This window comes from Streptomyces canus, assembly GCF_030816965.1.
Lineage (GTDB): Bacteria > Actinomycetota > Actinomycetes > Streptomycetales > Streptomycetaceae > Streptomyces > Streptomyces canus_E.
Window position 1 is genome coordinate 6,822,386 of sequence record NZ_JAUSYQ010000002.1, and the last position, 26,483, is coordinate 6,848,868.

A 26,483-nucleotide genomic window follows, 5' to 3' on the forward strand; every position below is an offset into this window, starting at 1 on the left:
AACAGCCCCGCATGCGGAAGATACTCGTCGTCGGAGCCGGCCAGTCCGGACTCCAGCTCGCCCTCGGCCTCCAGTCGCACGGGTACGAGGTCACCCTGATGTCCAACCGGACGGCGGACGAGATCCGCTCCGGCCGGGTCATGTCGACGCAGTGCATGTTCCACACGGCACTCCAGCACGAGCGCCATCTCCAGCTGAACTTCTGGGAGTCCCAGGCCCCGAAGATCGAAGGACTCGGCGTCTCGGTGGCGGCTCCCGGCTCGTTCGACCCGGGGCCCTCGCAGCGCGCGATCGACTGGCTGGGCAGGCTCGACGGGTACGCGCAGTCGGTCGACCAGCGGGTCAAGATGGCCGGCTGGATGGAGACCTTCGCGCAGCGCGGCGGCCAGCTCGTCATCCACGGCGCGGCGGTCGGCGACCTCGACTACTTCTCCCGTACGTACGACCTCGTGCTGGTCTCGGCCGGCAAGGGCGAGCTGGTCTCCATGTTCGCGAGGGACCCGGAACGCTCCCCGTACCGCGAGCCGCAGCGCGCGCTCGCCGTCTCCTACGTCCACGGCCTGGGCCCGCGCCCCGAGCACCCGGAGACCGAGGCCGTCCGCTGCAACCTCGTCCCCGGCGTCGGTGAACTCTTCGTCATGCCGACGCTCACGACCTCCGGGCGCGCCGACATCCTCTTCTGGGAGGGCATACCCGGCGGCCCGCTCGACGTCTTCAACGGCGTGAAGGACCCGGCGGAACATCTCTCCCTGACCCTGGAACTCATGGAGAAGTTCCTGCCGTGGGAGTACGCACGCGCCACGAAGGTCGAACTCACGGACGCCGGTGGCACGTTGGCCGGCCGCTACGCGCCCACCGTGCGCAACCCGATAGGCCGCCTGCCCGGTGGAGGACTGGTCCTGGGCGTGGCCGACGTCGTCGTCGCCAACGACCCGATCACCGGGCAGGGCTCCAACTCCGCGTCCAAGTGCGCGGCCTCCTATCTCGCGTCGATTCTCGACCAGGGGGAGAAGGAGTTCGACGAGGAGTGGATGCGGGCGACGTTCGAGCGGTACTGGGCCACCGCCCAGCACGTCACCAAGTGGACGAACGCGATGCTCGCGCCCCCGCCGGAGCACATCCTGAATCTGATCGGGGCGGCCGGGCAGTTGCCGCCGGTGGCGGACCGGTTCGCCAACGGCTTCGACGACCCGGCCGACTTCGAGAACTTCTTCTACGAGCCGGAGAAGGCGGGGGCCTACCTGGCTTCGGTGGCGGGCGGCTGATCATCGTCGTGCGGGGGCGGGGTCGTCTGTGGCTGGTCGCGCGGTTCCCCGCGCCTCCTGGGGGGCGTGGCTGTCCGGACGTACGGCTCCGAGGAGCGGGTGGGCTGCGATCGGGGAGATCTTGATCCGCTCGCCGGTTCTCGGAGCCTCGATGACCTTTCCCCTCCCCATGTACAGCGCCACGTGGGTCGCCTTGGGAAAGTAGATCACCAGGTCACCGGGGCGTAGTTCCTCCAGAGGGATCCTCGGGAGCCGCGCCCACTGCTCCTGGCTGGTCCTCGGGATCGGGATGCCGGCGTGCGCCCAGGCCTCCGACGTCAGGCCCGAGCAGTCGTACGTCTTCGGGCCCTCCGCGCCCCACTCGTACGGCTTCCCCAGCTGCCGCCGGGCGTACCGCAGGGCCGTCTCGCCCTTCCGGGTGGGCTTGCGGTCCTCCTCGCCGAGGGCGCCGGACGTCGTCAGCTCCTGCTGCGCCTTCTCGACCCCCTTCTCCTCGAACTCGGCCAGCCGGGTGAGCTGTTCGGCGGTGAGGGAGGCGAGGAGTGCCTCCACGTCGGCGAGCTTCTCCTGTACGTCGTCCCGTTGCTGCTTCTGCCGGGCGGCGAGCGTGAGTTGGTCGTCGAGCGCCTTGCGCGCCCTGCGGGCGAGTTCGTCGGCGCGGTGCTCGGTGCCGGTCAGGCGGCCCACCGTCACGGCCCGCTCGCGCGCCAACTGGCCGATGACATGGCCCTGGTCGAGAGCGTGCTGGGGATCGCGGGCGAGCAGGAGGCGGACGTACGGCGAGATACTGGTGGTGTTCTGGTACTGCTGCCGGGCCAGCCGTCCCGCGGCACCCCGGCTGTCGTGCAGGGAGAGGCGGGTCTGGGAGAGTTGCGTATCGAGGCGGGTGACCTCCGCGCGCTTCTCCTTCAGCTTCTCCTCGGTGGCGTTGTAGGTCTCGGTGGCCTCCTCGGCCTCCCGGTACAGCCGCTGAAGATCCGTCACCAGGTCGGCGACGGAACGCTCGCGCGGCTCCGGCTCCGGGACAGCCGCCGCGGGCAGCGGCGCGAGGACGGTGCCGACCGCCACCGCCGCCGTACACGCCAGACGCAGAAGCCTTCCTGACACGCCATCACCTCCCGTGCGGAGCAGCCCCTCTGTTCCGCACGGTGAGCATCAGGCGGCGTCGGCGTCCTCGCGCGCCGGGTGGGCGGTTCGGCGCAACCTCGTCACCCTTCGGTGTCAGCCGGTCCCTCGTTCGGCCCGTCGTTGGGCCTGTCGGGCTTGGACCAGGGCCATTTCAGCCTGCCCACCTGGCCCACCCCGTTTTCACCTTCGGCGGCATACTCGTACTTCCACCCCTTCTGGATCCCCATCCTGGAGTGACCCCTGGGCACCAGGCGGTAGACCAGCACGGTGGGCGGGCCGCCGGCCGCGTCGGGGACGGGGATGCGGTACGTCTTCGGCGGCCGGCCCGTGGGACCCAGCAGCACGGGCAGCACCCGGCCGTCCATGGGGCCGCCCTCGAAGGGGGTGTCTTCGCTCTTCACCGCACCAGTGTCAGCCATCCGCCGCGAGGGCCGTGACCAGCGCGGCGGTCTGCGGGTCGCGGTTCGCGGTCACGGAGAGCACGGCGACGAACTGCTCGACCAGCCAGTCGCGCAGCTCCTCGACCGGGGGCTGCTTGCCCTCGTCGAGCCAGATCAGCGAGGCCGCCTCCACCGCGGTGATCCACATCCGTACGGTCATGCGCAGCCGCAGGCCGGGTTCGGCGACGCCGAGGTGCCTGAGGATGTGCTCGGCGGCGGCCCGTCGTACGCCGTCGACGATGGCGGTGGTCCGGGACGTCTCGACCACGCTGCCGCCCTGGAGGAGCGCGCTGAAACCGGCGTCGTGCTCGTCGACGAAGGCGAGGTAGCGGTCGAGGGCGCGGGAGAGGCGGGTGAGGAGGGGGCCCTCCCGGGGCTCGTCGAAGCACTGCTCCAGCTCATCGGCGGCGGAGCGGAGGGCCGCCTCGTAGAGCTGCTGCTTGCCGCCCGGGAAGTACCGGTAGACGAGGGGACGGGAGACTCCGGCCGCTTCCGCCACGTCGTCGAGGGAGACGTCCTCGGGAACCCGGTGCGCGAAAAGGGTGAGGGCGGCTTCGAGAAGCTGACTGCGTCGCTCCTCGACGCTGAGGCGACGATAGGCGGGCGCGGCAGGGGTCATGCCTCGAAGGGTAGTCGGCCGTCTGGGGGTACGTCGTGGCTGGTCGCGCCCCGCGGCGGAGCCGCTGATGTCACAGCCCCGCGCCCCTGGGTGGGTGCCGTCGGACGTGCCTGGCAGTACTCACCTCTCAGGGGCGCGGGGCTGTATCGACGGGCGGCTCCGCCGCGTGGGCGCGACCAGCCCCCACCGGCCCGCAGCCGACATCAGGCCAGCAGACCCGACGACTTCCACAGCCTCCGCCCGACACCGCGCAGCACCCCGATGTCGTCCAAGAAGTCGGTCAGCCTCTTCGCGCCGGTCTGCATGACCTCCTTCCGATGACCGCTCGCCTTCACCTGCGCCAACGCCTCCCGCTGGTCCAGGCCCACATTCGTGTACACCTCCGGATTCACGAACGCCACGGAGAACACCCGCGCGAACTCCCCGGACGTCACCCGAGTGAACTCCTGCGACCACCGCGGAGCGGAGACCATCTGCCGCCGCAGCTCCTCCCGGGCGTACCGCACATGCCGCGCCTCCTCCACCACATGGATCCGCGTCACCCCCCTGATCAGCGGCTGCACCCGCTCGTCCGGGAACGTCAGCCGCTGCATCCAGTCGAGGATCTCCTCACCCAGCAGCGTCGCCGTGAAGGATCCCGGCGTCGTGGAGATCGTCTTGAACAGCCGGCCCAGCTGCTGATGGCCCCGGCTCACCGGATACCAGGGTGTCCCGCCCCGCGAGATCAGCCGCGCGAACATCTTGGAGTGCCGGCACTCGTCCTCGATCTCGGTGAGCGCGTACCGCACATGCGCGCTCGTCGCCGCCTTGTCGTAGATGTGACGGCACAACAGCTGCATGAGGATGATCTCGAACCAGATACCCAGCGAGGCCAGCGCCGCGGCCTCGTGCTGCGAGAGCAGGATCCGCTGTTCCTCGCTCATCCGCCGCCACATCGGGGTGTCGTACAGCGAGACCAGCTCCGGCGGCCAGAACCACTTGCCCTCATCGAAGGGCGCGTCCCAGTCCAGTTCCTCGTCCGGGTCGAAGGAGCGCTTCCTGGAGGAGTCGAGCAGCCGCTCGGCGACCTGCTCCCGGTCCTTGAGCAGACCGAGCGCGTCACGCAGCCCTTCGAGCGCGTCGACTTCTGTCAGACTCGTCATGGCTCTTATGAGACTGCTTGTCAGCAAGCTCGTCAATCCCTTGCGCACGACTTGTTGACCCGGCGTCTACGAAGGGGCAGCCTGCGGAACATGCCGACTTTCGACCTGTACACCACGGATCCCCGGGACCCCCACTGGCAGGTGCCGGCGACGGGCAAGGCCCGTTTCAGCTGGGAGTACGACGACGGCCGCGACCGCCTCCTCGCCCTCTACCAGAAGGGCAAGGACAAGCAGTGGGACGGTCAGAAGCGCATCGACTGGAGCCTCGAGGTCGACCCGTACGACCCGCTCGGCACCCCCGACGAGTCCATCTCCGTCTACGGCACCAAGTACTGGGCGAAGTTCACCGACCAGGACAAGGGAGAGCTCCGCAAGCACCTCGCCTCCTGGCAGTTCAGCCAGTTCCTGCACGGCGAGCAGGGCGCGATGGTGTGCGCCGCGCGGATCGTGGAGTCCGTCCCCGACCTCGACGCCAAGCTCTACTCGGCGACCCAGGTGATGGACGAGGCGCGGCACGCGGAGATCTACGGCCGTTTCCTGCACGAGAAGATCGGGATGCTGTACCCGATCAACGACAACCTCCAGTCGCTGCTGGGCGACACTCTCAGGGACTCGCGCTGGGACATGCCCTACCTCGGCATGCAGGTCCTCATCGAGGGACTGGCCCTGGCCGCGTTCGGCATGATCCGCGACACGACGGACAAGCCCCTCCCCCAGCAGATCCTCGCGTACGTCATGCAGGACGAGGCCCGGCACGTTGCCTTCGGCCGCATGGCGCTGCGCGACTACTACCAGCAGCTTTCCGAGGCCGAACTGCGCGAACGTGAGGAGTTCGTCATCGAGGGCTGCTACCTGATGCGTGACCGCCTGCGCGGAGTCGAGGTCCTGGAGAACTTCGGCATCCCGAAGGCGGAGGCCGAGGAATACGCCGAACGGTCCGAATTCCTCGCCCTCTTCCGCCAGTTGCTCTTCTCCCGGATCGTCCCCTGCGTCAAGGACATCGGCCTGTGGGGCAAGCGTCTCCAGCAGGCCTACGTCGACATGGGCGTGTTCGAGATGGGCGACTCCAACCTCGACCTCCTCATGGCCCAGGACGAGGAGATCGCGGAGAAGCTGGACGCCGAGCGGTTCGCGGCCGAGGAGCGGGAGCGGGTCGCCGAGGTGGCGCAGGCCATCGAGGCGGGCGCCACCGAGGAGTGACGCATCACCTGCGTGCCGCGACAGGCCCTAGGCCGGGCAGCCCAGATCGTCGGGGATCGCCGGAGCCGTGAACTGCTCGGCCCCCTGTGCCGGGAACGGCGTCCGCAGGGTGAACGCGTACGGTGTGGGCCCGTTCGTGCGCAGGTGCAGCAGGCGGGACTCCGCCTCGGCGACCGTGGGGCGATGGCCGGCCGGGACCCACCACAGGGCCACCATCGCCTCCTGGACCCGCTTGAAGAACTCCCTGCGGCGGGCGAGCATCTCGCGGTGCCGGCCCTGGTACATGTACGCCGTCAGCGCGTTGGTGTCCCGCCACACCGACATGTTGATGATCAGCCACTCGTCGCCGAAGACGGCGATGTCCGTCGCGTCGCCGGACTCGCCCTCCAGTCGCCAGACGAAGCCGTCGGCGCTGTCCGCGTCGGCGTTCACGGGATCGAGGTTGTCGACGAAGGCCTTCAACTGCGGGGAGTCCAGCGGGGCTTTGAGACGGCCGATGTTCACCTGGGCGAGTTGGTACGCGTTGGCTCCAGTCATGTACCGAACGTTAGGTCGGTGACCGGGCGGGACTCAACCCCCGTCTCAATACCTGGAGTTCAGCACCGCCTCCATCACACCTCGCGCGATCGGCGCCGCCACCCCGCCCCCGGTGATGTCCCCCCGGACCGCCGACGCGTCCTCCACCACCACGGCCACCGCGACCTTCGGCTCCATGTCCCGCTCGCCCTGCGCCCACGACACGAACCAGGCGTACGGGATCCCGGAGTTGCCGATGCCGTGCTGGGCGGTGCCGGTCTTGCCGCCGACGACGGCGCCCGGGATGGCCGCGTTGGTGCCGGTGCCCTCCGTGACCACCTGGGCCATGAGCTCCTTCAGCCGTGCCGCCGTCGCCGGGTACATCGCCTGCCGTACCGGGCGTGAGCCCGCCGTCGCCACCGTGTCCCCGTCGTCCGTCGTCGTCCGCTCCACCAGATAGGGCGTGCGGATCTGCCCGCCGTTGGCGACCGCCGCCGAGACCATCGCCATCTGGAGCGGGGTCGCGCGGGTGTTGTACTGGCCGATCGACGACAGGGCCAGCTGAGCCTTGTCGACGGTCGGGTCGAAGGTGCTGCGGGCCACCGAGAAGGGGATCCGCAGTGAGTTGTCGTTGAAGCCGAAGGCGTGCGCGGTGGCCGTCATGTCACCCACCCCGACCTTCACCCCGAGCTTCGCGAACACCGTGTTGCACGACCACCGGAAGGCCTCCCGCAGGGACAGGTCCTCGCAGCCCTCGGACTCGTTGGTGAGGGAGGTGGTGGTACCGGGCAGGGTGTACGGCTCCGGCGAGTCGGTCGGCGCGTCCACGTCCTTGATGACACCCGCGTCCAGCGCAGCCGCCGCGGTGACCACCTTGAACGTGGACCCCGGCGGATAGGTCTGCCGTACCGCCCGGTTGAGCATGGGCCGGTCCGCGTCCTCGTTGAGCCGGGCCCAGGCCCGGCCCACCCGCGGATCGTTCCCGGACAGCGCCGCGGGGTCGTACGAAGGGGAGGACGCCAGCGCGAGCACGCGGCCCGTCGCCGGCTCCACCGCCGCCACCGCGCCCTTGCGGCCGCCGAGCCCGTGGAAGGCGGCCTTCTGTGCGGCCCTGTTGAGCGTGGTGACGACGTTCCCGCCCGGGTTGCGTCTGCGCGTGAAGTCGTTCCACAGCGGGAACGGTGCCAGCAGAGGGTCCGAGCCGGAGAGGACCGAGTCCTCGGTGTGCTCCAGGAAGGACGTGCCGTACTCCTGCGAGGCGAAGCCGGTCACCGGCGCGTACAACGGCCCGTCCGTGTACGTCCGTTCGTAGCGCAACTGCTCCCCGGTGTCCCGGGACCCGGTGACCGGTCGGCCGCCGACCAGGATGTCGCCGCGCTCCCGGCTGTAACGGGCGATGGTTTCGCGGCGGTTGGCCGGGTTCTCGCCGTGGGCTCGGGCCTGGACGACCTGGACGCGGGTGGCGTTGACGAGGAGCGCCACGAGCAGCAGGGTGCAGAAGCAGGCGGCGTGCCGGATGTAACGGGCCATACCGGGGCCTCGCGTCGTCACGGGTTCTCCTTTCCGTCGTACTGGCGGCGGGCCGAGTCGCTCACCCGGATCAGCAGGGCGACGATCGCCCAGTTGGTGACGACCGACGAGCCGCCCTGCGCGAGGAACGGCATCGCCATGCCGGTGAGCGGGATCAGTCCGCCGACCCCGCCCGCGATCACGAACACCTGGAGCGCCACGATCGAGGCGAGGCCGGTCGCGAGCAGTCGTCCGAACGGGTCGCGCAGGGCGAGGCCCGCCCGGTAGCCGCGCTCCACCAGCAGGGCGTACAGCAGGAAGATCGCGGCGAGGCCCGCCAGGCCCAGCTCCTCGCCGGCGGTCGCCAGGATGAAGTCCGACTTCGCGGCGAAGCCGATCAGGATGGAGTGGCCGAGCCCGAGCCCGGTGCCGAGGACCCCGCCCGCCGCGAAGGCGAACAGGGACTGCGCGAGCTGGTTCGGCCCCTGGCCCGCCTCGATCGACGCGAAGGGGTGCAGCCAGTCCTCCACCCTGATGTGCACATGCGGCTCCAGCCGGCCCACGGCGAAGGCGCCGACGGCGGCGAGCAGCAGGCCCAGCGCGATCCAGCCGGTGAGTCCGGTGGCGACGTACAGCAGAACGACGAACAGCCCGAAGAACAGCAGCGAGGTGCCGAGGTCCCGCTCCAGGACCAGGACCCCGACGCTGATCAGCCAGATGGTGAGCAGCGGGCCCAGCACCCGCCCGGTGGGCAGCTGAAGCCCCCACAGCCGCCGCCCCGTGAACGCCAGCGCGTTCCGGTTGGTCGCGAGATACGCGGCGAAGAACACCGCCAGCAGCACCTTGGCGAACTCGCCCGGCTGGATGGAGAACCCGGCGATCCGGATCCAGATGCGGGCGCCGTTCACGGAGGGGAAGAGGATCGGGAGGGTCAGCAGGGCCAGTGCGGCGGCGACACAGACGTAGGCGTACCGCTGGAGCACGCGGTGGTCGCGCAGCATCAGCACGACCACGATGAACAGGGTCACCCCGACCGTGGACCACACGAGCTGGGTGGGGGCCGCGCGGTCGCCGGGTGTCTCCAGGTCGAGCCGGTAGATCAGGACGAGGCCCAGGCCGTTGAGCAGTACGCCGATCGGCAGCAGGAGCGGATCGGCGTACGACGCCCTCAGACGCACCGCTCCGTGGGCGATGAGCGCGAGTACGCAGAGCCCGGCGCCGTAACCGGCGGCGCCGGGCGGGACGGAGCCGTTCTTGGCGAGGCCGACAGCGCAGTAGCCGTACACCGACAGCAGGACGGCGAGGACGATGAGGGCCAGTTCGATGCCACGGCGCCGGGGCAGGCGTACCGAGGGAGCGGAGGTCTCCGCGGGGGCCACGGTGGTTCCGGCCTTGGTCATGTCCGGAACTTACCCAAAGAGGACGTAATGTCTCCTAGCGTGCGGGGGATGTCAGCACCAGCGTGGCGCCGGTCCGGTGGTCCTGATGTAACGGGCCGGGCCCCAGGCCCAGGTGCCGTCCGTGAGGAGGTACCACTGGCCGTTGCCCTGGACGCTCTGGCCGTTGGTCTTGCAGAAGATCGTGACGACCTCGCCCCGGTCGGCCCACCGGATGATCTGACCGCCCCGGTTCGGCGCACTGCGCAGCGCCAGCGAACCGGTCGTCACGACGCCTCTGGACAGGCGGGGGTTGTGGCCCTGGCCCTGACCCTGGTCCTGGTCCTGACCCTGACCCTGACCCTGGCCCTGGCCCTGGTTCTGGCCCTGGCCCTGGCCCTGGTCCTGGTCCTGGCTGTGGTTCTGGTCCTCGTTGTGGTTCTGATCCTCGTTCTGATCCTGGTTCTGGTTCTGCCCCCAGTCGTCGCGCGGGTCGTCCGGGTCGTCACCGGCGACGGCGGGCGTGGCGAGGGCGGTGACGGCGAGGGCGCCGACGGCCACGGCTATGGAGAGACGGGAGCGCAGGGACATGGGGGGACCTCCGTGATGGGAGTGCGAACCTGACTATTCGCCACGTTAGGAGCCCCGTACACAGGTCGCCTTTCACACTGAGCCATAGGAGAACCGGCCCAGGGCCGGCTACCGCAAGAACAACGTCGCGACCGCCCCGCCGTTCACCGCGTTGGAAAACGAAAGGCGCGCCCCCAGCACCTCCGCCTGCCCCACCGCGATGGTCAACCCCAGGCCGTGCCCCTTCGAGACGCCCTCGGTACGGAACCGCTGCGGCCCGTGCTCGATGAGATACGGCGGAAACCCGTCCCCGTGGTCCCGCACGGTCACCACCGGCCCGTCCACCGTCAAAGACACCGGCCCCCGGCCGTGCCGATGCGCGTTGACCACCAGATTGCCCAACACCCGCTCCAGCCGCCGCCGATCCGTCTCCACGGCAAGGTCCCGCACGACAACGACCTCGGTATCGGTACCGGACGCACGGACCACCCGCTCGGCCAACGCCCCCAAGGGCTCGGTGTCCAGCTCCACGGTTTCCCGCCCGGTGTCCAGCCGGGAGATCTCCAGCAGATCCTCCGTCAGGGTCCGCAACGCCCCCACGCGATCCCGCACCAGCTCCGTGGGCCGCCCCGGCGGCAACAACTCGGCGGCCGCGTGCAGCCCGGTCAGAGGCGTCCGCAGCTCATGCGCGACATCCGCCGTGAACCGCTGCTCACTCAGCAGCTTCCCCTGCAGGGACACCGCCATCGAGTCCAGCGCGACGGCCACCGCGGCCACCTCGTCCTGCGGCCGCGACGGATCCTTCGTACGGGGATCGTCGACCCGCGCGTCGAGGTCGCCCGCACTGATCCGCCGGGCCACCCGAGCGGTCGTGTGCAGCCGCGTCGTCACCCTGGTGACCGCGAACGCGCCCACCAGCAGCGTCGCCGTGATCGCCAGCGCCGACGACCACAGGATCGCCCGGTCGAGCGCCGCGATCGTCCGCGCGTTCTGCGAGTAGTCGACCTCCACGGCCAGCGACCGGTCCCCGTCCACCGGACCCGCCGCCCACATCACGGGGCGCCCGCGGTGCACGCCGACCATCGTGCCGCGGTCCCCGGCGACCGCCAGCGCCCGCAACGAGCCCGGCAGGTCCGGCGGATCCACACCGGCGTCCCACTTCAGCGTGTCCCCGGCCTCGTACGCCTCGGTCGCGTCCTTCAACCGGCTCAGCGCCAGCTCACGGGCCTCACCGACGGTCTGGTTCGTCACCGAGACATGCACGAGGACTCCGAGCAGCGCGGCGAGGGCGCAGCACATCACGGTGATGAAGACGGCGGCCTTCACGGCCAGCGTGCCGGACCCGCGGGGCAGCGCGAGTCTCATCGCGAGCTCGCGGACGGGCCGGGCGCCGGGTTCTGCGCATCCCCGACGGCACGGCTGCCGGTGCGCAGCATCTCGTCGTGGGTGAGGAGCATCGACTTCTGCTCCGGATCCCAGGTCCACTGGAGCCGGTACTCGTATCCGGCCACCTCGGACGGCGAGCGGATGATCACGGACCGCCCGGCCAGCTCGACCCCGCTGACCGCGTCCTCCCAGTGCATGACCCGCACGAGCCGGTGCTTCTCGACGGTGAAGACGCGTACGGCGGTGACATTGCCGGGCAGCTGCCGAAAGCCCAGCGCCAGGTCCTTGTGCCCGTCACCGGTCAGGTCGCGGTAGTACGGCTGGAGGACCGGACACCTCTTCCCGGCCGCTCCCTGCTTCCCGCAGTCCGCCATCCGGCGGGCCGTCTCGACGTAGCCCCCGTCGGCGTAGCTGCCGGCGTCCTCCTTGATCTCCGCGCGTACGAGAGCGACCGGGTCCACCTCGAGGATGTCGTCGCCGGGCACCGAGACGCCCGCCACGACCTGCGAGTCCACCTCGCCGATCTCGAACGCCGGGCTGGAGGCGGGCGTCAGCTGCGGCCACAGACGGTCGGGGCTGATCGCGGTCGGCGTCGAGCCCGCGCCCACCAGGTCGCCCGCGTCGCCGCAGCCCGACGCGGCCGCGAGCAGCAGGGCGACGGCGGCGACGGCGCGGGTCGTACGGGGTGCGCGGCGGGCGGGTGGCACTGTGCTCCTGGGGTCGGGGCATGCGTCGGGGGCGTGCGCCGGGGGGTGTGTCGGCCCGACCACCTTATTCGTGTGGAAGTCCTTTTTACGTTCCGGCGTCCCCGGGCCGCACTACTCGGTCAGCTCCTCCAGGAGCCGGGCCGTCGGAAGGCCGGCCCGGAGGTACTCGACGAACAGTTCGTTGTGCAGCGCCCACGACGAGCGCCGGCTCCGGATCAGCCGGATCGCCTCGTCGGCCGTATGCCCCCTGCGGACCAGGGCGTGTGCCACGACCAGGCCCGAGCGGTTGTAACCGTGGTAACAGCGGACGAGGACCTTGCGGCCCTCGTCGAGTGCGTCGCTCGCGGCCTGTGCCAGCCGCATCACGCCCGTGAGCTGGGTCCCGTCCAGCGGGCCGTCCGGAATCGGCCACACGTGGTGCTCGACGCCGGGATCGGGGCCGTGGCCCGGCAGCCGCAACAGCGTCTGGACGACCTCGAACTCGTCCCGTACGACGGCGAACTCCCGTTGTCCGGACATGCCCTGGAACTCGTGCCCGCCCATCCACAGCCCGGGCACGATCTCGTCCCACGCTCTGTCCGGAGCCGGTACATCGGGTTGCTTCCTGCGGGTCCGCAACAGCGCCTCCCAAGCCCCCTGCGCCAAGCCCTGCAACTCACGGCAGCTCACCCCAAAGGTAACCGGCTTCTTGCCTGCGCAGCACCCCGCCTGTTCCCATGGTCCATGGGGTGATGGTGCATGAGCGGACTGCGCGTCGTACCGACCTGGCGCCATGGTCAGGAGCGGCTGTACGTCTGCCTCACGGACGGCACGAACATCGCCTGGTACGACCGTGAGGCGGCCCGGATCAATCTGCTGAGAGAGGACCGCAGAGAGGATGTGCTCGATGTCCTCGGGCCCTTCCTGACCGGCCCGGTGGCCGTGGGCCCGCCCCCGGTGCCGACGCCCGCCGAACTGGCCCGTCTCACCCTCCACCCGGACGACGACCTCGCGCCCAACCGGCCCGGCGAGGCCCTCCAGATCGCCCTGGACCGGGATCCCGGCTCCCCGCACCTGATCCGCCGCGACCCCCGTCGGCGCGCGCTGGAGGCGGAACAGACCGTGGGGGAGGCGCTGGACAGCCTCGACGGCGCGGGCTGGCACACCCTGCACTCCGTCCCGCTGCCCGGTGGCGACCGCGTCCACCATGTGGTGATCGGTCCCGCCGGACTGTTCGCCGTGCACGCGCTGTACGCCCGCAGGCAGCGGGTCACGGTCGCCGACCCGATGGTCGCCTTCGGTCGCCGCGACCCCCAGCCGCTGCTGCGCCGCGTCCGCGCCGACGCCGACCGTGCCTCCTACGCCCTGACGGCCGAGGTCCACCCGGTCCTCGCCCTCGTCGGCCCCGCAGCCGTGACGGTCCCCCTCCCGCCCCGTGGGGTCCGCGTCCTCGCGGACACCGACCTCGAAGGCCTCGCCCGCCTCGGCGGGGTGCTCAAACCGGCGGACGTGGAGGCCCTGCACGCGATGGCACGGGACCGCCACACCTGGACGAAGGTCTGAGCCGGGGCGCCTGCCCTCACCCGGGGGCGCGGGCCTGCGCACGAGCTGAGGCACCGCCGTGCGGGCGCGGCCGGCCACGACCTGCCCGCGGTCGCCCGACGGTGTGTTCACGGCAGTGGTGCCGCCCGCTCGCTGTCGAGGAGCGGGGCCAGCAGGTCGCCGTAGTCCTGGAGGCGGGGGCCCATGTCCGGCGCCTCGAAGGACAGCTGGGCCGGTGTGCCGCAGTCCTCGACCTCCGTCCAGGTCACCGGTGCCGACACCAGGGGCCGGGGCCGGGCGCGCAGTGTGTAGGGGGTGGCGGTGGTCTTGCGGGCGGCGTTCTGGCTCCAGTCGACGAAGACCTTGCCGGGGCGCAGGTTCCGGGTCATCCGGTGCAGGGCCAGCCGGGGCATCGCCCGCTCCGCCTCCACGGCGAGCTGTTTGGCGTACTCCGACACCTGATCGGACGACGCCCCCCGGACCGCCGCCAGCAGATGCAGACCCTTCGACCCGGCGGTCTTCGGGTACGCCTCGATACCGTCCGCCGCCAGCCGTTCCCGGAGCCAGAGGGCGACCTCGCAGCACTCGACGATCGTCGCGGGCGGCCCCGGATCGAGGTCGAGGACCAGGCGGTCGGCCTCGTCGGGGGTGCCGATCGGCCACTGGTGGGTGTGGAACTCGGTGACCAGGTTGGCGGCCCACATCAGGCTCGGGAGGTCCTGCACGAGCACCATCCGGGCCGGCCCCTCCGAGCGGGGCACCTCGGCGGTGGTGACCCAGTCGGGCGTACCCGGCGGAACGTTCTTGGCGAAGAACACCTGACCCTCGGGGCCGTCCGGATAGCGCAGGAAGGAGACGGGACGGTCCCGCAGATGGGGGAGCAGCACCTCGGCCGTCGTGGCGTAGTAGTGCAGCACCTCGCCCTTGGTGAAGCCGGTGGCCGGATACAGCACCTTTTCCAGATTGCTGAGCGCGAGCCGTCGCCCCTCCACCTCTGTGATCGGCGTCATACGATGAGAATCTCACGCATACCTGATGAAACGGTGTAATACCCCAGAAAGGGTGCTGCTGGTGAGATCCATTTGGAACGGCGCCATCTCGTTCGGCCTGGTCAGCATTCCTATCAAGCTGGTGAACGCCACCGAGAGCCACTCGATCTCCTTCCGCCAGATCCACACCGAGGACGGCGGCCGCGTCCGCTACCGCAAGGTCTGCGAACTGGAGGACCGGGAGATCAGCCAGGCGGAGATCGGCAAGGGGTACGAGGACGCCGACGGCACCATCATCCCGATCACCGACGAGGACCTTGCCCATCTGCCGCTCCCGACGACGAAGACGATCGAGATCGTGGCCTTCGTGCCGGGCGAGCGGATCGATCCGCTCCAGATGGATGCCGCGTACTACCTCCAGGCGGGCGGCGCCCCCGCCGCCAAGCCGTACACGCTGCTGAGAGAGGCCCTCAAGCGCAGCAACAAGGTGGCCATCGCCAAGTTCGCGCTGCGGGGGCGGGAGCGGCTCGGGATGCTGCGGGTGGTGGAGGACGCCATCGCACTGCACGGGCTGCTGTGGCCGGACGAGGTCCGCGCGCCCGAGGGACTCGCCCCCGACACCAAGGTCACCGTCAGCGACAAGGAACTGGACCTCGCCGACGCCCTGATGGACACCCTCGGCGAGATCGACCTCGACGAACTCCACGACGAGTACCGCGAGGCGCTGGAGGAGGTCGTCGCCGCGAAGGCCGCGGGCGAGGCACCTCCGGAGGCACCCGAGCGGGCGAAGGGCGGCAAGGTCCTCGACCTCATGGCCGCGCTGGAGAAGAGTGTCCGGGACGCGAAGGAGTCCCGGGGCGAGGAGTCGGGGGAGATCACGCGGCTGCCGCAGCGCAAGTCGGCGCGGGCGGCGCCGAAGCAGACGGGCGGCAAGAAGTCCACGTCGGCCACGAAGAAGACGGCGGCCGCCAAGAAGACGACGGCGAAGTCGTCACAGGGAACGAAGAAGACCGCGTCGGCGAAGAAGGCGACGAGCGCGAAGAAGACGACGGCCAAGAAGACGACCGCCCGCAAACGGACCGCGTGACCTGCGCACCGCCGTCGGCACCGCGCAGGTCGCGTCAGTGTGTCGGCGGGGTCAGCCGACGGCCTTCGCGGACTCGATGATCACCGGCTGCGTGGGCACGTCACCGTGACCGCGGCTGCTGCCGGTCCGCACGCCCTTGATCTGGTCGACGACGTCCTGGCCCTCGACGACCTTGCCGAACACGGTGTAACCCCAGCCGTTCGGGCTCTTGGCCGTGAAGTTGAGGAACTCGTTGTCCGAGACGTTGATGAAGAACTGCGCGGTCGCCGAGTGCGGGTCGCTGGTGCGCGCCATCGCCACGGTGTACGCGGTGTTCTTCAGACCGTTGTCGGCCTCGTTCGGGACCGGCGCGAGCGTGGGCTTCTGCACCATGTCCGGGGTGAAGCCACCGCCCTGGACCATGAAGTCGTTGATCACCCGGTGGAAGATCGTGCCGTCGTAGTGCCCGTTGCCGACGTACTTCAGGAAGTTCTCGACGGTCTTGGGAGCCTCGGCGTCGGCGAGCTCGAGGACGATACGGCCGAAATTAGTGGTCAGCTCGACCCTGGACATGGGAATCGTCCCTTTCTGGTGGGGCATGACCGAAGCATCTTGTCACACGGCTGCCCAGGCCCGACGACCTCACGGCGTCACGGCGTCGCGGCCTCACGGCAGAGGCGACGTCCTAGGGGCGTCACCGGGCGCGTTCCCGGTCGTGCCGCCCGCCGTCGGAACGGCCGACGGTTCGGAGGGGACAGGTGACGGCGACGCCGGGCCCGTGGTGGTGGGCGGGGGACTGCTCACCGGGGCCGGCGGCACCGAGGAGCGGCCGGGGTCCGCGCCGGGCAGGGCGGCCACGGCCCCGGCCGTGAGGACGGCGGCCACCAGCACTCCCACGGCGCCCGAGACTGCCGTACGACGGCGTCGGATCCTTCGACCGCCGGCGACGGCGGAGCCGACCTCCGTACCGAGCCCGGTGCCGTCGGCCCCCACGAGGCCGTCGAAGTAGGTCCGGTACGGCCGCCGTCCCGTCGTACGGCCAAGTCCTCCTGGGCGGACCCTGGTTGGGCCGCGTGCTGCCGGAAGGCCCCGTCGTGCGGTCGTGTCGGAGGTGGCGGCGTGGGGGAGCGGGCCCGCGTCGAGCGGGGGCACCGGCTCGGTGTACGGCCAAGTCGCCCTGGTTGCAGCCGGGTTGGGCCGCGTGCTGCCGGAAGCCCCGTCGTGCGGTCGTGTCGGAGGTGGCGGCGTGGGGGAGCGGGCCCGCGTCGAGCGGTCGTGGCGCCGTCCCCCTAGGTGTGCGCTGGTCGGGCCGTGTGCTGTCGGAAGGCCCACCGCATCTCCGGTTCCACCAGGCATCGCAGGGCGCGTCGGACCGGTGGGGTGCACAGGGCGGTCACGACGGCGGCGGCGATGAGGGCGACCGCGGCCGCGCCGAGCGGTTCGTGGACCCAGGCGGGCCCGTACCAGCCCCAGAACCGGGCGCCCTGGACGAGGAATCCGTGCAGCAGATAGCCGTAGAGCGTGCCCGCGCCCAGCACCGTGAACCAGGTCCGCCGCCCGGGCACCAGGGCGAGGAAGCACCCGACCAGGACCAGCGAGCACCCGAAGGTGACCAGCGTCATCACCGGCCCCGACCAGCCGGGCGCCCCCAACTCCTGGGCGCTGTCCCGGTGGTAGAACCAGGCCCCGCTCATCCGCGGCACGGCCCAGTAGGCGAGCGCGAGCGCGACCACGAACACCGGCAGGGCCGCCAGCCGTACGGCCCGCCGACGGATCAGGCGGAAGTACTCCGGCTTAAGGCACAGACCCAGCACGAAGTACGGCAGGAACTGCAGGACACGCTGCAGATCGAGATCGTCGCCGATGGAGGGCGTGAGGGTGGCGAGCATAGCCACGACGAGGGCGAGCGGCACCGGATGACGTACTCGCTGCCACAGAGGAGTGGTCAGCCGCCATACGAACAACGCCACCAGGAACCACGTCAGATACAGCGGGTCCAGCAGACTCACCGGCCGCTCCGGCACCTGGTCGGTCCACCGGGTGAAGAACGTGTACGCCGTCTCGAACACGACGTACGGCACGATCAGCCCGGTCACCAGTCTCCGCAGCCGCTGCGGGCCGGCGTCGAAGTTCCGCGAGAAGTACCCGGAGACGACGATGAACGCGGGCATGTGAAAGGCGTACACGAGCAGGTACAGCGCCGAGACGCCCCGGCTCCCGTCCCGCAACGGCTCCCACGCGTGTCCCACCGCGACCAGCACGATCGCCAGATACTTGATGTTGTCGAAGTAGGCGTCGCGCTCCGCGGGACGCTGCGCTGCGGGTCTTTCCCGAGGGGCGACAGTGACAAGTTGCTCGTGCATCCCGGGCGCCTCACCACTCCGGAGCGGCCCAAACCCCGTACCTGAGTGCTAGCTGTGCCCCGTAGGTGCCGCGCGGGACGAGCGTGCCTCAGGCAGCCGTGCTCAGCGCCTCCCGTCCCGCCACCTCGCCGCCCGGCTTCGTCGGCAGGGCGACGGGCTCCGGTGTGCGGCGTGCCCGTAGCAGGAAACCCGCACCGATCGCGCCGGCGACGAGCAGGCCACCGGTCACGAGAGCTCCGCGTGCCCCGGCCAGTTCCATGAGCAGGCCCAGCGCCGGCGGGCCGCCGAGGCCCCACACCGTGCCGATGCTGCTCCACACGCCGAGGACGCGTCCGCGCAGGTGAGGGGGCGGGTCGGTCTGGAGGACGGCCGTTCCGGCGGTGTCGGAGACGGACTCCACCGCGGCCATGGGCAGGACCAGCACCAGCAGGACGGCCACCGACGGTGACAGCCCCGCCGCCAGTTGCAGCAGCGCGCCCGCGGCGGCCAGCGTGCCCACCAGCCGGACGGAGGGCCGCCGCAGCCGGGCACCGAGGAACGCGCCCAGGATGCCGCCGACGGCGAGGACGGCGGAGACCGTGCCGAAGGCCTCCGCACCGCCCGCGAGCGGCCCGGTGACGAGCACGGCCAGGGTCAGCCCGTAGTTGCGCCCGAAGACCGCGCTGATCCCGGTGATGCCGGCGAGCGCGACCAGGCGGGGCCGGCGTGCGAAGAAGCGCAGGCCTTCGCGCATGGTCGTGTCGGCCCCGGCCCCGGCCTCGGCCTCGGCCCCGGCCTCGGCCCCGGCCCCGGCCTCGGCCCCGGCCCCGGCCCCGGTCCGCGCGCGGCGGCGGTCGGGTCGGGCCCGGCCGTCGGCGCCGCCCCGGGCGCGGGGCGCAGGAACGGCACGACCGCGGCGACGAACAGGAAGGACAGCCCGTTGGCCGCGTACGCGGCGGCCGTGCCGAGAAAGCCGACCGTCACGCCGGCCAGGGCGGTCCCGACGAGGCGGCCGGCGCTGTGCACCATCGCGCCGATGCCGATGGCGGAGGGGACGTCCTCGGCCGGGACGAGATCGTTGCCCAGCAGAGCGCACGCCGGTCCGTCGACGGTGGCGATGATGCCGGTCACAGCGGCCAGCACCAGCAGCGACGTCATGTCGAGCCGGTCCAGCGCCACGAGCACGGCCGTGACGAAGGCGACCGCGCCGAGCAGGGTCTGGCTGACGGCCGCCGTCAGCTTGCGCGACCAGCGGTCCACGGCCGCTCCGCCCAGCAGGCTCATGAACAGGGCGGGGCCGGCCTGGACGGACATCGACAGCCCCGTCGCGGCGGCGGACCCGGTGATCTGCAGAACGAGCAGGTTCTGCACCGTGAGCTGCATCCAGGTGCCGGCGTTCGACACGAAGTTCGCGACGGACCACCAGCGCATGCTGCGGTGTCTCAGGGATCGCCACGGCGCGCGTGACGCCTCCCGGGGGGAGGTCCCGGCGATGTTCGGGGCAGCGGAAGGGCAGGCAGGGACAGGAGTGGAAGACACAGTGCGGTACCCGAGAGGCGAAGTGGCAGGTCAGACAGGTAGGCGAAACCGAGGAACGCCGGCTGCGCTGCGCGGCCATCCACCGAGTCGGTCACGGCGCGGACCATCGTGGCAGACGTGATCGGTGCGGCGGCTGCGGTTCGCCGCGCGACGCCGCCCTCACGGGCTCAACTGCCGACCGCCTTTACGTCACTTGCCGTGTCGAGTGTGGTTGCTCACAGGCTTCGTCTCGTCATCACGTTCCGCCCCGGAACCGGAGGGGCACAGAGCGGCCCCGCAGCAGTCGCGCGTGCTGTGGGGCCTGTGCACAAGGTGGATCAATGCGGGAAAGCGGCCGCGACGAGCGAAGCCACCTGCTGCGGCGCAACGAGGTGCTGACCCTGTGGCTGCGCCGCCGTATCCGCTGGCGCTGCGGGCCACAGCCCGCCTGGCCGCCGCGGCGACCGCCGGTGCCCCCGGCGCCCGCCGCGCCCTGCGCGAAGTGGTCGTACGCCTTCCCGCCGCCCTGGCACGACGCCGACCGCTGCCACCGCACGTGGAGGCTGCGACCAGGCTGCTGGAGCGGCACGCACCCGCCCGGCCGTCAGGGCGCGGGCCGGCCTGAGCGGACGCCCGACCCACGGCGACGGTCACCCACAACAGCGGTTCGGCCCGGCGGGAGGTACGTCGGGTGAGCGGCTCCGCGGCCCGCCGGTGGCTCACGGCAGGGGCGTGCCACCGGTCGCGTTGAGGATCTCCGCGGTGACGAAGCTCGCTTCCTGAGAGGCCAGGTAGACGTACGCCGGGGCCAGCTCCGCGGGCTGGGCCGGGCGGCCCAGCGGGCTCTGCTTGCCGAACTCCACGGTGTCGGGCAGCGTGGCGGGGATCAGTGGCGTCCACACCGGGCCCGGCGCGACCGCGTTGACGCGGATGCCGCGCTCCGCGAGCATCTGGGCCAGCCCCTGGGTGAAGGTCACGATCGCGCCCTTCGTCATCGCGTAGTCCAGCAGGTGCGGACTGGGCTTGTACGCCTGCACGGACGTGGAGTTGATGACGCTGCCGCCCTCCGGGATGTGCGGCAGGGCGAACTTGGTCAGCCAGAACATCCCGTAGAGGTTGGTGCGCATGACCCGGTCGAACTGCTCGGTCGTGATGGCTTCGATGCCGTCCGGCTGCGACATCTGGAACGCCGCGTTGTTCACCAGCACGTCGATGCGTCCGAACTCGGAAACCGCGCGCTCGATCAGCGCCCGGCAGTTGTCCTCCTCACGGATGTCGCAGGAGACGGCGACCGCCTTGCGGCCGGCGCCCTCGACGAGACGGGACGTCTCACGCGCCTCGTCCGCCTCCTCCTCCAGATGGGTGAACAGCACGTCGGCGCCTTCCCGGGCGAAGGCCAGCGCCACCGCCCGCCCGATGCCGGAGTCCCCGCCCGTGATGACGGTTTTGCGGCCCTCCAGCCGACCCGTGCCGCGGTAGGACTCCTCGCCGTGGTCGGGCGGCGGGTCCATCGGCCCGGTCCAGCCAGGGTGCGGCTGGTCCTGCGCCGGAAACTCCGGGCGCGGGTGCTGCGTCGTCGGGTCCTGCTGGGTGTGCTGGTGCTCGGTCACAGCGGCCTCCTCAACGCCGGCGGGTTCGGACGAACCAGCGAGTTCCCGCCCTGCACCACCCGAAAAGCCACGTCACGCGGACGAGGTATCTCGGACCAGGTCTTCACCGGCGTAAAGCTGTCGTCGGTTTGTGCGATGCGGCGGCAGGTACCCGCACAGCCGGAGCGGCGCAGTCGGCCACCGGAGTGAAGTGGCGGACCTGTGTGAGGTCGTCGGTACGCGCGTGGCAGGTATCTGGAAACGACAAGGAGTGGAGAACCCATGGGACACGGCGGAAACGTCATCCAGGAACTGACTACGGACCACCGCGAGGTGGACGACCTCTTCGCGCAGATCGAAGCGCTGCCCGGTCCCGACCCGCAGCGGCGCGAACTGGCCGACCGGCTCACCATGGAGCTGATCCGGCACTCGGTGGCCGAGGAGGAGTACCTGTACCCGGCGGTGCGCCGGTACGTCGACGGGGGAGACGACCTCGCCGACAAGGAGATCGCCGACCACGGTGAAGTCGAGCGCATGCTGAAGGAGCTCGAAGGCTGCCAGCCCGGGGACGGGCAGTTCGACACGCTCATCCTGCGGCTGAAGAACTCCGTCACGGCGCACGTCAGCGACGAGGAGAACAGGCTGTTCCCCTTGCTGGCCGATGTCTGCTCCGCCGACGCGTTGGAGGAGCTCGGCGAGAAGGTCCGCTCGGCCAAGCAGCACGCTCCCACCCGCCCGCACCCGTCCGCGCCGGACACCCCGCCCGCGAACAAAATCCTCGCGCCCGGCACCGGCATGGTCGACCGCCTGCGCGACATGCTCACCGGCCGCGGAAAGCAGGACTGACCCACTGACAGAGCCGACAGGGCTGAAGCGGCATGCGCGCCGCTCGCTGTGCTACGTCGACGACACGATCGACGGCGTCCTCGTCCTGGCGGCCTCGGATGAGCCGGGGCCCGTGAATGTCGGCGGCGGAGAGGAGATCCCGATGCTCGATCTCGCCGGCTCCGCCTCAGTATCCGTTTCGTCGAACGCCCCGTCGACGAGCCGCTCGCCGCGTCGGAACGCCCGAACCGACGGCGTCGCGCTCGGGCGAGACCGGCGTCCGCCGCGTCAAAGCGTCGCGTAACCGTCGCGTCGCGCGATGAACTCCTCGGCCCGTGCGCGGTGTGGGCCGTGTGCCCGCACCGCGCCCGTCGACTGCCTCGTCACCGGCGGCATCGGCGCCGACCTCGAGACCGCACGCCGGGCGGGAGCCCACGGCATCCTCGTGTCTCCCTCGCAGACCCGCCCGGGACGGCGGAGGCGTTGCCGGGCCACGAAAGGCGTTCGGGTCAGACCTTGATGACGGTGGCCTGTCCACCGCACAGTGAGTTGAGATCCTCCGGGTTCGATGTGAGCACGGTGACGGGTCCGGGGGCGGCGAGGGCGGTGGCGCCGAGCATGGCGTCGACGGCGTACTTGTGGCCGTGCAGGCCGGCGTCGGCGAGGAGAGCGGCCGCGTGACGGGCGATGGCCTCGGTGACCGGCTCTACGACGAGGCGGGACAGAGTCCACTCCAGCGCGGGGCGGTTGATCCGCGGGTGGACGACGTCCACCAGGGTGGCCGCGGAGGTGATCACCCGTAGATCGTCGGCTCGGGCCAGAGCGAGCCAGCCGGTGACGGTACGGTCGCGGAGGACGGCCTTGGCCAGTCCCTCGCTGTCCAGTACGAGGGTGCCGCCGGGGACGGCGGGAGAACGGCTCACGCGGCGTTCGCTCCACCCGCCGCCTGGTCGTCACGGGCCTGGTGGAGCTGGTCGCGCAGGGCCTGGATCTCCTTGTCGGTGACGGGTCCGTGTTCGGCTTCGGCGACGGCGATGAGCTCGTTGAGGTTGTCGCGTTCGATCTGGCGGGCGACTGCTGCGGCGACGTACGCGGACAGCCCGGAGGGGCCGCTGCGGGCCTTGGCGGCTTCGGCGATGTCGCGTGGCATAGTGATCGAGTACTTGCCGGTAGGCTCACTCATGCTACGTATCCTACCGTCAATCCTCCCGGGCGGTGTGCGCGTCCTGTTCGCTCACCGTGATGCTGCCGTCGGCGTACACCGAACCCGGCGCGTAGCCCTCGAAGTACCGATCCTGGACCGGGCGTTGAAGCCGGCGTCGCCCAACGTGGTGGTGGTCCTCATGGGCGGCTCGACAGCCGTGCGACCCGCAGGCGGCGGCCCCGGCTGGGTTGGTCCATGCGCGAGCACACCGCGCTGTGCGAGGTCGCGCCGCAGTGGGATGCGTGCTGTCCTGGAAGCATCCGCAGGAGGACTTGCCGATGCGTCACAGCCGGACTTCCGCCTTCGTATCCGCCCGGTCGCCCGCGCCGACCGGAGCGGGCGGCGGCCTGCTGCCGAAGCGGGACCTCGCAGTCGCATGGTTCCTGGTCGTCCTGATCGCGGTGCCCGCCTGGGCGCTGACGGTCGGGCAGGCCCGGGACATGGAGGTCGGGCCCGGCACGATGGGGATGGCGCTGCCGCTGTTCCTGCTGCTGTGGGTGACGATGATGGCGGCCATGATGCTGCCGTCCATGGCGCCAGTGGCCATCACGTGGGTGCGGGGAATCGGACGGCAGTCCTCCGGCTGGAGTCGGACCGGGCGCACCGTCGAGTTCGTGGGCGGGTATCTGCTGGTGTGGACCGCCTTCGGACTTCTCGCCTACGCGGCCCTGGCCCTTACCGGCGGACTGGTGGACGACCATCCGACCGCCGGGCGCTGGATCGGCGCCGTGGCCTTCCTGCTCGCGGGCCTCTATCAGCTGGGCCCCCTCAAATACGTCTGTCTGAGGCACTGCCGCGACCCCATGAGCCACCTGGTGCACTACGCCGGGTTCCGGCAGCCGGCCCGCGACCTTCGGGTGGGCGTCCATCACGGCGCCTACTGCGTCGGCTGCTGCGCGGGACTGATGGTCGTGCTGGTCCCGCTCGGCGTGATGAACGTTGCGGCGATGGCCGGACTGGCCGTGGTGATCTTCGTGGAGAAGCTGTGGTCCCGTGGCCCGCTGCTCGGCCGGATCGTGGGCGTCGTGTTTCTCGTGCTGGCTGTGCTCGCGCCGTTCCAGGACTGGCTGCTGCCGGGGCTGCAGGGGGAAATGCCCTCGATGGACGGCATGTGACTCACCTGGCCCGCCGCGACCGTGCGCTCCGCCAGGCGGCCCGCCGACAGCCGAAGAAGCCCGCGCTGGACACGCAGAACGGCACCAGGTAGTTGAACAGCACCCGCAACCAGGTCGCGGCCGTGGCGTCGCCGGACGCGATCACCGCGCCCTGGTTGACCAGTGAGAGCAGGGTGCCCACAAGGAGGGCGATCGGCACGCACCTCGATACCGAGGCCGCCGAGAACACCGTCGCCAGGAGTCGCGGTGGCTCGCCTGCGCTCATGGGTGAACTCGCTCAGACCCGCCCGTGAGCGGCCTCTTCGGTCTCCTCGCTGCTGAAGACGTAGTCGGCGGTCTCGCCGTACGACGCCTCGTAGCTCAGCCCGAAGGCGTTGGAACGACCAGTGGTGGTGCCGACTTCGAATTCGGGTGCGAACCCGAACATGGCGTTCTTGATCTTTGTCGAGCTGCCGTCGGGTCCGGTGAGCGGTTGGTAGGAGAGTTCCGTCCTGCCCTCGACGGTGAGGCCGGGCCTGTCCCCGTCCGTGAGGGACACCCTCGCCCGCTCCATGCCCAGGTACTCGCCGTAGAACTGCGACAGCTGGCCGAAAGGTCCGCCTTCCCGGCCGGACAGGATGCGGTCCAGGGCTTCGGCCTGCTCATCGCTGGCCGCGCTGTCCACGACCAGCCCGACCTTCCAGTTGCCCGAGGACAGATTGGAGGGGAAATGGTTGTAGAACGCGAAGTCCACGTCGGACAGGTCCAGATCGCCCAGATTCCCGTCCGCCACATGAAACACGGCCGTGCCCAGACATTCGGTCCCGCCCTTGGCGTCCCGCGGCTGACCGTCGTACGGACAGCTGCACAACACCGCACAAGAGCAACCGGCCACATAAGTGCCGGATATCGTCCACGACATGACTGCTCCCCTCTTCCGATGGTGATGGCGGCAAGCGTCGTCTGTACTTTCACGCTAGACCTGTCAAATTGGCATGTAAACGGCGTTTCATGACAAGACGTACCGGCGTGCTCACCCTGTCCGCCGTGCTCACGCCGCCTCGTCCTCCTGCTCCTGCGCTGCCGTGGCCCTCGCCCGGTCTCTCTTCCGCAAGGGCGCCAACTTCACCGCGGCGATGACCTTTGAGATCGCCTCCACCCACCTGGTCATCGAACTCGGCGTGATCATGGCGCTGTTGAGGGGATGGCAATGCACCGCCGCCGAGCTCGTCGGCGAGCCGATCATGATCGTCGTACTACAGGGCGGGAAGGGCTCCGCCCGCAGGCTGTTCTCCCGTGACGGCTTCACCTCGTTGTCGCACGTCTTCGCCCTGCTGATCCTTCCGATCCTGAGCATCTACCGGAAGTACTACGGCGCCCGCATGGCCGGCTTCCTGCTGGTGACCTTCTTCGCGGCGCCGGCCGTCGCGGGACATGGTGTCGGGTTCGCCTTCGGGGCCCGGGACTCATCCCCGACCAGGCCGATGCGAGGATCCCCGAAGAGGGCATCACCTGGCACTACACGACCTGGCTCAACATCACCTTCCTGCTTCTGGCGGCAACTCTGCTCGTACGCTCCTGCGCACTGGCGGCCCTGCGATGCTGCGGATGATGGGCGGATCCCCCAAGCCGGCGAACAGGGGCACGAGCACGCCCATACCCGCCATGGACACAGCCACTGAGCCCGTCTCTCCCCCTGCACGGAGAGGCCCGGGGCGGAGCCTCTCGTCAGTCAGGACCGCTCCAGTCGAACGGGAAGTGTTTGCTCGACTTCCCCGAGCGTTCCCAGGAGAAGCCGAATGCGTCGGCGCGGTCGACGGTGGCCCGTCCCCAGGTGGCGACCTGGCCCGGCCCGACCTCGGCGCCCGGGGCGTTGTGGACCTGGACGCGTGCGCCGTCCGGCGTCGTCGGGCCGGTGAGTGCCTCGGCGGTGGCCGTGACCTTGCCGGGGATCTCGGCTCGCCAGGTGGCGAGGTCCTCGTCGATCTCGACGTGGATGGGGGCGAAGTCCATGCCGCGCATCTCGGGGTGGAGCATGGCCCCGAACTGCGCAGGCCATCCGCCCGCCTCACCGCCGAAGATCGCTCCGAGTGCACCGCGCTGCTGCTCGTCGGCGCGCTCGTCCAGGAAGACCGCGGCGTACGCGTCGGTGTGCGTGCCGGCCCAGACGTTGCCCACGAAGGCGCCGAGCATCAGGACGTTGAGATCGTCGAGCCGCACGTCGCCGAAGCTTCCTTCCCGGATGTGCCAGACCAGCACGCCTTCGCAGTCGCCGTAGGTCGGGGTCTGCGCAAACGTGCAGGGGCACGGTATGGCGCACTTGCACACATCGAACCAATCACCGGCCAGGCGCCAGCGCGTACCGGTGGTGACCTGCTCTGTCATCTCGCTTCCCTCCTGCCGAGCCCGAGAGAGCTCACTCGGAGTGGCGAGACCGCGTGTCCCGAGCCCACACCCGAGATGGCGAAGCGGCCTCC

The 26,483-nt window shown here is 70.5% G+C and carries 29 protein-coding genes and 2 pseudogenes; 9 read left to right on the forward strand and 22 right to left on the reverse strand.

Features of this window, described 5'->3' with window-relative positions:
- Positions 1-11: 11 nt before the first annotated feature.
- Positions 12-1,265 carry a styrene monooxygenase/indole monooxygenase family protein gene (locus QF027_RS32490; protein WP_307078662.1) on the forward strand — a complete coding sequence of 418 codons (1,254 nt, stop codon included), beginning with the start codon at positions 12-14 and terminating at the stop codon, positions 1,263-1,265.
- Here QF027_RS32490 and QF027_RS32495 read toward each other — a convergent pair whose 3' ends face one another.
- The 4 genes from QF027_RS32495 to QF027_RS32510 form a co-directional block, all read right to left on the reverse strand.
- Positions 1,266-2,372 (reverse strand): C40 family peptidase, encoded by a 1,107-nt coding sequence (locus tag QF027_RS32495; protein WP_306976388.1) that lies wholly within the window; start codon positions 2,370-2,372, stop codon positions 1,266-1,268. It abuts the gene before it with no gap.
- Between the two features lie 101 nt (positions 2,373-2,473).
- A complete protein-coding gene (locus QF027_RS32500; protein WP_306976387.1) occupies positions 2,474-2,812 on the reverse strand; it encodes a hypothetical protein in 339 nt (112 codons plus the stop codon).
- Positions 2,805-3,452 (reverse strand): TetR/AcrR family transcriptional regulator, encoded by a 648-nt coding sequence (locus tag QF027_RS32505; protein ID WP_306976385.1) that lies wholly within the window; start codon positions 3,450-3,452, stop codon positions 2,805-2,807. Before QF027_RS32505 ends, QF027_RS32500 begins: the two co-directional genes overlap by 8 nt.
- A gap of 203 nt (positions 3,453-3,655) precedes the next feature.
- Complete coding sequence (locus QF027_RS32510; protein ID WP_307078664.1) at positions 3,656-4,594, reverse strand: AurF N-oxygenase family protein; 939 nt, start codon at positions 4,592-4,594, stop codon at positions 3,656-3,658.
- Between the two features lie 90 nt (positions 4,595-4,684).
- Between QF027_RS32510 and QF027_RS32515 the strand changes: the two genes are divergently transcribed.
- Complete coding sequence (locus tag QF027_RS32515; protein WP_307078666.1) at positions 4,685-5,794, forward strand: ferritin-like domain-containing protein; 1,110 nt, start codon at positions 4,685-4,687, stop codon at positions 5,792-5,794.
- 27 nt (positions 5,795-5,821) lie between these two features.
- On the opposite strand, the gene QF027_RS32520 is transcribed toward QF027_RS32515, so the two are convergent.
- From QF027_RS32520 to QF027_RS32550, 7 genes are all read right to left on the reverse strand, one after another.
- Positions 5,822-6,331, reverse strand: coding sequence for a DUF3291 domain-containing protein (locus QF027_RS32520; protein ID WP_307078668.1), 510 nt, complete (start codon positions 6,329-6,331; stop codon positions 5,822-5,824).
- Between the two features lie 45 nt (positions 6,332-6,376).
- The gene (locus tag QF027_RS32525; RefSeq protein WP_307082573.1) at positions 6,377-7,840 is read right to left on the reverse strand and encodes a penicillin-binding transpeptidase domain-containing protein; all 1,464 of its coding nucleotides are present in this window, start codon (positions 7,838-7,840) and stop codon (positions 6,377-6,379) included.
- Between the two features lie 17 nt (positions 7,841-7,857).
- The gene (locus QF027_RS32530) at positions 7,858-9,219 is read right to left on the reverse strand and encodes an FtsW/RodA/SpoVE family cell cycle protein (protein WP_307078671.1); all 1,362 of its coding nucleotides are present in this window, start codon (positions 9,217-9,219) and stop codon (positions 7,858-7,860) included.
- A 51-nt stretch (positions 9,220-9,270) separates the two neighbouring features.
- The gene (locus QF027_RS32535) at positions 9,271-9,786 is read right to left on the reverse strand and encodes an SH3 domain-containing protein (RefSeq protein WP_307078673.1); all 516 of its coding nucleotides are present in this window, start codon (positions 9,784-9,786) and stop codon (positions 9,271-9,273) included.
- Positions 9,787-9,894: 108 nt separating this feature from the next.
- Positions 9,895-11,130 carry a sensor histidine kinase gene (locus QF027_RS32540; RefSeq protein WP_307078675.1) on the reverse strand — a complete coding sequence of 412 codons (1,236 nt, stop codon included), beginning with the start codon at positions 11,128-11,130 and terminating at the stop codon, positions 9,895-9,897.
- Positions 11,127-11,858 (reverse strand): hypothetical protein, encoded by a 732-nt coding sequence (locus QF027_RS32545; RefSeq protein ID WP_307078677.1) that lies wholly within the window; start codon positions 11,856-11,858, stop codon positions 11,127-11,129. The genes QF027_RS32540 and QF027_RS32545 overlap by 4 nt, the downstream gene beginning before the upstream one ends.
- 111 nt (positions 11,859-11,969) lie before the next feature.
- Positions 11,970-12,476 carry a protein-tyrosine phosphatase family protein gene (locus QF027_RS32550; protein WP_306976369.1) on the reverse strand — a complete coding sequence of 169 codons (507 nt, stop codon included), beginning with the start codon at positions 12,474-12,476 and terminating at the stop codon, positions 11,970-11,972.
- 120 nt (positions 12,477-12,596) lie between these two features.
- Here QF027_RS32550 and QF027_RS32555 point away from each other — a divergent pair, with 120 nt between their 5' ends.
- Positions 12,597-13,400, forward strand: coding sequence for a nuclease-related domain-containing protein (locus QF027_RS32555; protein ID WP_307078679.1), 804 nt, complete (start codon positions 12,597-12,599; stop codon positions 13,398-13,400).
- Between the two features lie 107 nt (positions 13,401-13,507).
- Here the strand turns inward: QF027_RS32555 and ligD are convergent, their stop codons facing one another.
- Positions 13,508-14,389 carry a non-homologous end-joining DNA ligase gene (ligD, locus tag QF027_RS32560; protein WP_306976364.1) on the reverse strand — a complete coding sequence of 294 codons (882 nt, stop codon included), beginning with the start codon at positions 14,387-14,389 and terminating at the stop codon, positions 13,508-13,510.
- 61 nt (positions 14,390-14,450) lie between these two features.
- Here ligD and ku point away from each other — a divergent pair, with 61 nt between their 5' ends.
- Positions 14,451-15,455: a non-homologous end joining protein Ku gene (gene ku, locus QF027_RS32565; RefSeq protein WP_444876092.1), complete on the forward strand. Its 1,005-nt coding sequence runs from the start codon at positions 14,451-14,453 to the stop codon at positions 15,453-15,455.
- Positions 15,456-15,506: 51 nt separating this feature from the next.
- On the opposite strand, the gene QF027_RS32570 is transcribed toward ku, so the two are convergent.
- From QF027_RS32570 to QF027_RS32585, 4 genes and pseudogenes are all read right to left on the reverse strand, one after another.
- Positions 15,507-16,007 (reverse strand): peptidylprolyl isomerase, encoded by a 501-nt coding sequence (locus QF027_RS32570; RefSeq protein WP_306976360.1) that lies wholly within the window; start codon positions 16,005-16,007, stop codon positions 15,507-15,509.
- A 93-nt stretch (positions 16,008-16,100) separates the two neighbouring features.
- Positions 16,101-16,586, reverse strand: a complete 486-nt coding sequence (locus QF027_RS32575; protein ID WP_306976358.1) for a hypothetical protein — start codon at positions 16,584-16,586, stop codon at positions 16,101-16,103.
- A 137-nt stretch (positions 16,587-16,723) separates the two neighbouring features.
- On the reverse strand, positions 16,724-17,797 hold the full coding sequence (locus QF027_RS32580) for an acyltransferase family protein (RefSeq protein WP_307078684.1): 1,074 nt from the start codon (positions 17,795-17,797) through the stop codon (positions 16,724-16,726).
- Positions 17,798-17,885: 88 nt separating this feature from the next.
- Positions 17,886-19,207 (reverse strand): annotated as a pseudogene (locus tag QF027_RS32585) (MFS transporter).
- A 490-nt stretch (positions 19,208-19,697) separates the two neighbouring features.
- Here QF027_RS32585 and QF027_RS32590 point away from each other — a divergent pair.
- A complete protein-coding gene (locus tag QF027_RS32590; RefSeq protein ID WP_373430952.1) occupies positions 19,698-19,919 on the forward strand; it encodes a hypothetical protein in 222 nt (73 codons plus the stop codon).
- A gap of 94 nt (positions 19,920-20,013) precedes the next feature.
- Here QF027_RS32590 and QF027_RS32595 read toward each other — a convergent pair whose 3' ends face one another.
- Positions 20,014-20,904: an SDR family oxidoreductase gene (locus QF027_RS32595; RefSeq protein ID WP_306976353.1), complete on the reverse strand. Its 891-nt coding sequence runs from the start codon at positions 20,902-20,904 to the stop codon at positions 20,014-20,016.
- Positions 20,905-21,165: 261 nt separating this feature from the next.
- Here QF027_RS32595 and QF027_RS32600 point away from each other — a divergent pair, with 261 nt between their 5' ends.
- Positions 21,166-21,729: a hemerythrin domain-containing protein gene (locus QF027_RS32600; RefSeq protein ID WP_307078686.1), complete on the forward strand. Its 564-nt coding sequence runs from the start codon at positions 21,166-21,168 to the stop codon at positions 21,727-21,729.
- A 40-nt stretch (positions 21,730-21,769) separates the two neighbouring features.
- Positions 21,770-21,933, forward strand: a pseudogene (locus tag QF027_RS32605) (SDR family NAD-dependent epimerase/dehydratase); the annotation flags it as partial.
- A gap of 284 nt (positions 21,934-22,217) precedes the next feature.
- Here QF027_RS32605 and QF027_RS32610 read toward each other — a convergent pair.
- Positions 22,218-22,631 carry a DNA-binding protein gene (locus QF027_RS32610; protein ID WP_306976348.1) on the reverse strand — a complete coding sequence of 138 codons (414 nt, stop codon included), beginning with the start codon at positions 22,629-22,631 and terminating at the stop codon, positions 22,218-22,220.
- A complete protein-coding gene (locus QF027_RS32615) occupies positions 22,628-22,891 on the reverse strand; it encodes a CopG family transcriptional regulator (protein WP_307078688.1) in 264 nt (87 codons plus the stop codon). Before QF027_RS32615 ends, QF027_RS32610 begins: the two co-directional genes overlap by 4 nt.
- Before the next feature lie 299 nt (positions 22,892-23,190).
- Between QF027_RS32615 and QF027_RS32620 the strand changes: the two genes are divergently transcribed.
- The gene (locus QF027_RS32620) at positions 23,191-24,027 is read left to right on the forward strand and encodes a DUF2182 domain-containing protein (protein ID WP_307078691.1); all 837 of its coding nucleotides are present in this window, start codon (positions 23,191-23,193) and stop codon (positions 24,025-24,027) included.
- Position 24,028: 1 nt separating this feature from the next.
- Here the strand turns inward: QF027_RS32620 and nrtS are convergent, their stop codons facing one another.
- Both nrtS and QF027_RS32630 read right to left on the reverse strand, forming a co-directional pair.
- Entirely contained in the window at positions 24,029-24,292 is a 264-nt protein-coding gene (gene nrtS, locus QF027_RS32625) for a nitrate/nitrite transporter NrtS (RefSeq protein ID WP_306976342.1), read from the reverse strand.
- Positions 24,293-24,304: 12 nt separating this feature from the next.
- Positions 24,305-24,928: a DUF1326 domain-containing protein gene (locus tag QF027_RS32630; RefSeq protein WP_306976340.1), complete on the reverse strand. Its 624-nt coding sequence runs from the start codon at positions 24,926-24,928 to the stop codon at positions 24,305-24,307.
- Between the two features lie 163 nt (positions 24,929-25,091).
- Here QF027_RS32630 and QF027_RS32635 point away from each other — a divergent pair, with 163 nt between their 5' ends.
- On the forward strand, positions 25,092-25,688 hold the full coding sequence (locus QF027_RS32635; protein ID WP_373432033.1) for a permease: 597 nt from the start codon (positions 25,092-25,094) through the stop codon (positions 25,686-25,688).
- 46 nt (positions 25,689-25,734) lie between these two features.
- Here QF027_RS32635 and QF027_RS32640 read toward each other — a convergent pair whose 3' ends face one another.
- Positions 25,735-26,391, reverse strand: a complete 657-nt coding sequence (locus QF027_RS32640) for a DUF1326 domain-containing protein (RefSeq protein ID WP_306976338.1) — start codon at positions 26,389-26,391, stop codon at positions 25,735-25,737.
- Positions 26,392-26,483: the final 92 nt, after the last annotated feature.